The organism is Avibacterium endocarditidis (assembly GCF_002921145.1).
Lineage (GTDB): Bacteria > Pseudomonadota > Gammaproteobacteria > Enterobacterales > Pasteurellaceae > Avibacterium > Avibacterium endocarditidis.
Genome location: NZ_PQVI01000127.1, coordinates 1 through 6,222 on the forward strand (window position 1 = coordinate 1; position 6,222 = coordinate 6,222).

The 6,222-nt window shown below is 41.4% G+C and carries 5 protein-coding genes and 2 pseudogenes; 2 read left to right on the forward strand and 5 right to left on the reverse strand.

All coding sequences use genetic code 11. The annotated features are described in order from the left end of the window. Positions 1-21: 21 nt before the first annotated feature. The 4 genes from C3Z13_RS09450 to C3Z13_RS09465 form a co-directional block, all read right to left on the reverse strand. Positions 22-402: a hypothetical protein gene (locus C3Z13_RS09450; RefSeq protein ID WP_103855753.1), complete on the reverse strand. Its 381-nt coding sequence runs from the start codon at positions 400-402 to the stop codon at positions 22-24. Positions 403-486: 84 nt separating this feature from the next. After that, complete coding sequence (manZ, locus tag C3Z13_RS09455; RefSeq protein WP_103855754.1) at positions 487-1,317, reverse strand: PTS mannose transporter subunit IID; 831 nt, start codon at positions 1,315-1,317, stop codon at positions 487-489. 15 nt (positions 1,318-1,332) lie between these two features. Further along, the gene (locus tag C3Z13_RS09460) at positions 1,333-2,130 is read right to left on the reverse strand and encodes a PTS mannose/fructose/sorbose transporter subunit IIC (RefSeq protein ID WP_035686175.1); all 798 of its coding nucleotides are present in this window, start codon (positions 2,128-2,130) and stop codon (positions 1,333-1,335) included. A 16-nt stretch (positions 2,131-2,146) separates the two neighbouring features. Then, a complete protein-coding gene (locus C3Z13_RS09465; protein WP_103853932.1) occupies positions 2,147-3,121 on the reverse strand; it encodes a mannose/fructose/sorbose PTS transporter subunit IIB in 975 nt (324 codons plus the stop codon). 255 nt (positions 3,122-3,376) lie between these two features. On the opposite strand from C3Z13_RS09465, the pseudogene C3Z13_RS09470 reads away from it, so the two are divergent. Both C3Z13_RS09470 and aspA read left to right on the forward strand, forming a co-directional pair. Next, positions 3,377-4,167: pseudogene (locus C3Z13_RS09470) on the forward strand (Cof-type HAD-IIB family hydrolase). A 159-nt stretch (positions 4,168-4,326) separates the two neighbouring features. Continuing rightward, a pseudogene (gene aspA / locus C3Z13_RS09475) lies at positions 4,327-5,756 on the forward strand (aspartate ammonia-lyase). A 60-nt stretch (positions 5,757-5,816) separates the two neighbouring features. Here aspA and C3Z13_RS09480 read toward each other — a convergent pair. Next, a complete protein-coding gene (locus C3Z13_RS09480; RefSeq protein ID WP_103855755.1) occupies positions 5,817-6,002 on the reverse strand; it encodes a hypothetical protein in 186 nt (61 codons plus the stop codon). Positions 6,003-6,222 lie beyond the last annotated feature (220 nt).

The following is a 6,222-nucleotide window of genomic DNA, read 5'->3' on the forward strand; positions in this document are numbered from 1 at the left end:
TTTTTATTCTTGAAAATAATATCATTGGCGCTTTGCTAAAGCTGAAGTGGCGTATTGTTGCAATGCGTTTAATTCTTGCTTTCCTTTTTCCGATAACACTTTATTGTCTTGTAAAATTTGGCTCGAACGAGCGACAATAAATTCTAAATAGGTTTTATTGCCAAGTTTTTCAAATTGTTCTTTGGCAAAATACATATCAGCAAAATCTTTATTAATTTGTGAAAGTAATAATTTTTGTCCGACTAATATCATTAAGGCGATCACAAGGGCAATCACCGTGCCGTAGCCTTTAGTTGGGTAGTAGGCAATTCCGCCAATAATAAAAAGTGCGGTGATTAATTTAGAACTATTTTTTAAATAGCTTTCATTTTCTGGCGGATTAATTAGATCTTTTAACTTCATCAAACATTCCTTTTATTATCATTGTGAATTTGTTTACTCTAATAAAAAAGGCGGTTTTTAACACCGCCCTTTAGTAAATTTTAGTTAGGCTAAAATACCGAAATAGTATCCCACAATGCCCACACCAAACAAGGCAAAAATAATGTACATTGCGTTGATTTTTTTCTGCAATAAATACATACACAAGAAAGTTAAACCTAAGGCGGCAAGCCCCGGAAGCAGTTCATTTAACACGCTTTGCACTGTTGTTACCACTTCTTGCCCTTGCGAATTGACATAGCGCGAGAGTTCAAGTGGAATATTGATGGTTGTCCATTTGGATACCAGCGCCCCCATTACAAATAACCCCAGAATAGATGCCCCTTGGGTGAGTTTTTGTAAGCGACCACCGCCCATATCTTGCACAATTTCCGTTCCTTTCGCATAACCATAATGGAAGCCATACCAACGGGTTAAGGCACGGAAAATGTTAATGCCGATAAAGAATAGCAATGGCCCTAATAGGCTTCCGCTAATGGCTAAACCTGCCCCTAAGGCGGCGAGAACAGGGCGTAATGTTCCCCAGAAAATAGGATCACCCACGCCAGCTAATGGCCCCATTAGTCCCACTTTTACACCGCTAATCGCTGCGTCATCAATGTCTGTCGCGCCGTTAGCACGCTCTTGCTCCATTGCTGCTGTTACACCAATGATTGACGAAGCAACCCAAGGTTGCGTATTAAAAAATTCAAGGTGGCGTTTTAACGCATCGGCTTGATCTTCTTTTTTGCTATATAAGCGTTTGATTGCGGGGATCATTGATACACAAAATCCCATTGCTTGCATACGCTCAAAGTTAAATGAGCCTAATAAAAATGTCGAACGCCAGTAAGTGCTACGAATATCCGCTTTAGTTAATTGTTTTTTCTCTGACATAATCAATTCCTTCTCTTATAGACCTTCAAGTTCATCATCGGCAAGTTCTTTTTTCGCACTTGCAGCAGGCAGGGTTGCCTGATTAAAACGCGGGTTTAATTGAATATAAATTAATGCTAAACAAGCGCCTAATAACCCTAAACCAACAAGGTTATAGTTAGAGAATGAGGCAATCACAAAGCCCACGAAGAAGAACGGCATTAATGCGCCAGCACGCATCATATTAATCACCATTGCATAACCCACAACCACGATGAAGCCCCCTGCAATTTGTAAGCCACGAGTTACCACTTCAGGAATCGCATTTAAAGCCGTGGTTACGGTATCTGTGCCTGCCACTAATGCCACGAAGAAAGTTGGAATAGCTACCCTTAACGCTTGTAGGGCTAAGCCTGAAAAATGGCATAGTTCAATACCTCTGAAATTCGCCTGTTTAGCAAAATCATCGGCTTTATGTTGTAAGAAAATCGTGAGGGTTCGCACAAAAATGGTTAGCACCTGCCCAGCCGCCGCCACAGGAATAGCGATGGCAATGGCTGTACCTTTATCTTGCCCACCTTTGATCACCAAAATAGCTGCGATCACCGAGGCTAAAGCTGCATCAGGCGCCATTGCCGCCCCAACGTTCATCCAGCCAAGCGCAAGCATTTCAAGCGTACCGCCAATAATAACGCCAGAAGTAATATCACCTAGCACCAAACCAATCAGCGTACAAGCCACTAGTGGACGGTGAGTTTGTCTTTCATCTAACACGCTCCCCATACCGCAAATTGCGGCAACAAGGGTAACGAGGATAATTTCCATAGTCGTCATAAATAAGTCCTCTTAATTAGAATTTTAATGCGTCAAGTTTTTGTTTGGTTAATGGTTCTTTCGGGCTGCTTGCCACTTGTTGCAAGCTCAGATCAACCCCTAAATCTAATAATTTACGGAACGCTTCCACATCTTGTTGGTTTACGGTAACCGCTTGTGAAAGCTGCTGATTGCCTTCTTTATAAGTCATACCGCCCACATTCACTTTATCCACTTTCACGCCCCCTTCAATTAGGCGAACAATATCTGTTGGATTGGTTACCAGCCACAGAATATTCTTCCCTGCATATTTCGGATTGTGGTAAACCTTAATGGCTTTTTCTACGGGAATCACATAGGATTTCAAATGTTCTGGCGCAACTTGCAAGAGCAAATCACGGCGGATTGGATCTTCAGACACTTCGTCACTCACCGCAAAAATCGCCTCGCACTTCACTGCTTTCGCCCAAGAGGTCGCCACCTGACCGTGAATCAAACGGCTATCAATGCGTAATAAAGAAATATTCATATTGCCAGTAAGTGCGGTGCTTTTTTCTGAAGTTTTTGGTGTTTCTGAAGTGGCAACTTGAGCAGGCGCTACCTGTTTTGTTGTGGTTTTCTCAGGCTGGAACGAACGCACTGCCGCTACGCCCACTTCTTTTGCCGTACTCACTAATTCCGCGAGAGAAGCGTCGTCTTTCGCGTCTAACACCTCAAGTAGCATTGGCAAATTCACGCCAGTTACAATATCTGTATTTTCTCCACGCATTGTGGCAACACGGCTTGCCGCGTTATAAGGGCTACCACCAAATAAATCCACCAAAAATAGAACGGGTTCATTTTCTGGTAATTGGGCAATAATCGCCTGATATTTCTCGACTAAATGCTCTCCACCCTCACCCGGTAAAAAGGTTACAACGTGGGTATTTTCATCTTCGCCGTAAACCATTGCCGCTGAATTTACTAGTTCTTCTGAAAATTTACCGTGCGTTGCAACAATAATATGGGTCATATAACCTCCAAATTTGTTTGAAAAAACGTTTCAGCAAAATAAGTAAAGCAATGCAACCGATTGCAAATACTCAGAAAGTGTAATCCTAATTTTTTGGCAGATTAAACGTCTTTTTTGTTGAAAATATGATCTGTGTCACAAAAAGAAACGAAGAAAAGAGAAGCTATTTACATAACCTTTACTTTTTTGCTGAGGGATTTTTTAGAATGAAAACGCAATTTGGCTCGAAAAGGAGTAAAGACAGGAGTAAAGACAATGGCATACAAAATGGTTTTCTCAGATATGGACGGCACCTTGCTAAATAGCCAACATCAAATTAGCCCATCAACGGCACAAGCCATACAGCGCATTATGCAGCAAGGCATTCCTTTATTCCTGTTTCCGCTCGCCCCCCTTACGCCATTTTGCCTTATATGGAACAACTTTATAATGAAAATGAAATTGTCTGCTACAGCGGGGCATTAATTTTAGACAAAAATCTCACCGCACTTTATTCCATCACCTTAGAAAATACGCTTTTGCCTCAACTGGAACAGATCTTAGCCCAGCACCCTACGCTTTCAGTGAGTTATTATTCTCATCTTGATTGGGTTACCACAGATTTAGACAGCCATTGGATTAAGCAAGAAAGTGAAATCACAGGGCTAGCAGCAAAAGAAAAACCGCAACATTTAAGCAATGTTCACAAAATTTTATTAATGGGAGAAGCGGAACAGATTGAGCAGATTGAACCTTTGCTCAAACAACAATTTCCACAGCTTTCTATTCACCGTTCTAAAAAAGAATATTTAGAAATAATGAACAAAGCGGCGACCAAAGCCAATGCCATTAAATTTATGGCACAGCGAGCTGCCGTAGATAAAGCAGACATCATTGCTTTTGGGGATAATTTTAATGATCTCGATATGTTGCAATATGTGGGCTTAGGTATTGCAATGGGCAATTCACCAGAGGAAATTAAACGCATTGCCAAACAAATTACTGCGAGCAATGATGAAGACGGCATTGCATTAAGTTTAAGGAACATTTTTTCGCTTTCCTGTTAAGGCGATAAAATGCTTTCCGCCTTGAAGCACAAAAAAATCTAATTCTAGCGATAAATTAATATCTTAGTTCCCTTTTTCGCAATGTGATCTAGCTCAATTTTTTCACCTAATGAAATGACTATAATGATTTCACGAACAACCGAGCATAAGGAAATTATTATGAAAAATACTCGTATTGAAGTGGATTTATTAGGTGAACGCGAAGTACCAAATGATGCCTACTGGGGCATTCACACGTTGCGCGCAATGGAAAATTTCAACATTTCAGATGATACCATTTCTGACGTACCAGAATTTGTACGCGGAATGGTGATGGTGAAAAAAGCCACCGCGCTAGCCAATGGTGAGCTAGGGGCAATTCCGAAAAAATTGCCAATGCCATTGTCAAAGCCTGTGATGAAGTGCTAGAAAATGGGCGCTGTATGGATCAATTCCCAACAGATGTGTATCAAGGCGGTGCAGGCACTTCCGTGAATATGAACACCAATGAAGTGATTGCCAACCTTGCGTTGGAATTGCTCGGGCATAAAAAAGGCGAATACGACATTATCGATCCAATGGATCACGTTAATGCCAGCCAATCCACCAATGACGCCTATCCAACGGGCTTCCGCATTGCGGTATATAACAGCATTATGCACTTGCTGAAAAATATCCGTTATCTACAAAAAGGTTTTGAAGCCAAAGCCAAAGAATTTGCCGATGTGCTAAAAATGGGACGCACCCAATTACAAGATGCCGTGCCAATGACCGTAGGGCAAGAATTTAAAGCTTTCTCCGTGTTATTGGAAGAAGAAGTGCGTAACCTAAAACGCACAGCAAAATTACTGCTTGAAGTCAATCTTGGCGCAACCGCCATTGGTACGGGCTTAAACACCCCTGAAGGCTATGCGGAACTGGCGGTGAAATACCTTGCTGAAGTAAGTCAATTGCCTTGTGTGCCTTCTGAAAACCTAATCGAAGCCACTTCCGACTGCGGCGCTTATGTGATGGTTCACAGTGCCTTAAAACGCACTGCGGTGAAATTATCCAAAGTGTGTAATGACTTACGCCTTTTATCTTCAGGCCCAAGAGCAGGGCTAAATGAAATCAACTTGCCAGAATTACAAGCAGGTTCGTCTATTATGCCAGCCAAAGTAAACCCTGTTGTGCCAGAAGTGGTAAACCAAGTGTGCTTTAAAGTGATCGGTAACGACACCACCGTTACTTTCGCCGCCGAAGCAGGGCAATTACAGCTTAACGTAATGGAACCGGTGATTGGTCAAGCAATGTTTGAATCCATTTCACTTCTCAGCAATGCGTGCGTGAACTTACGTGATAAATGCGTAAATGGCATCACCGTGAACGCAGATGTGTGCCGTAACTATGTATTAAATTCTATCGGCATTGTTACCTATCTCAATCCATTTATCGGCCACCACAATGGTGATATTGTTGGTAAGATTTGTGCAGAAACAGGCAGAAGCGTGCGCGAAGTGGTACTAGAACGAGGCTTGCTCACAGAAGAGCAACTCGATGATATTCTCTCTTTAGAAAATCTGATGAATCCTCGTTACAAAGCCGCTCGCTTTACTGAAGAAGAAGAATAATCACATTTAACCAAAATAATTAAGTGCGGTGAAAAATTTCCAAATTTTCCACCACCGCACTTATTTTTTTTGCTGAATGAAAAAAATTGACTTACTAAAAAAATAACTGAGCAATGTTGCCCCCATTCCCAACAACACAGCGAACGCGATAATCAACGCTGCAACAGCAAACAGTTTTGCCACCTGATTTGCAGTGTTATTACTGATCTTACCAACCAATTTGATTTGAATATTGTGTTTAAACAAAATGCTTTTCCTGTCTTTCGTTCCATTATTAACGTCCCAAGGCAAGCTTGATCACGCAACCGATGCCAGTATTTTCCTAAAACAGTGCTATGAATTCCACACTGCGATTAGGTGAGAACAATTTTCACAATGTCTTTCATCGCTGTATTTTAAAGTGGTTTAAAGATTTTGGGGCTGTAGTAGATTAGCAACAATGCTATACTACAAAAATGAAGATAAC

Excerpts from the sequence above, each read along its gene's own strand:
- C3Z13_RS09450 (WP_103855753.1), bottom strand. The coding sequence starts at position 402 with ATGAAGTTAAAAGATCTAATTAATCCGCCAGAAAATGAAAGCTATTTA.
- manZ (WP_103855754.1), bottom strand. The coding sequence starts at position 1,317 with ATGTCAGAGAAAAAACAATTAACTAAAGCGGATATTCGTAGCACTTAC.
- C3Z13_RS09465 (WP_103853932.1), bottom strand. The coding sequence starts at position 3,121 with ATGACCCATATTATTGTTGCAACGCACGGTAAATTTTCAGAAGAACTA.
- C3Z13_RS09460 (WP_035686175.1), bottom strand. The coding sequence starts at position 2,130 with ATGACGACTATGGAAATTATCCTCGTTACCCTTGTTGCCGCAATTTGC.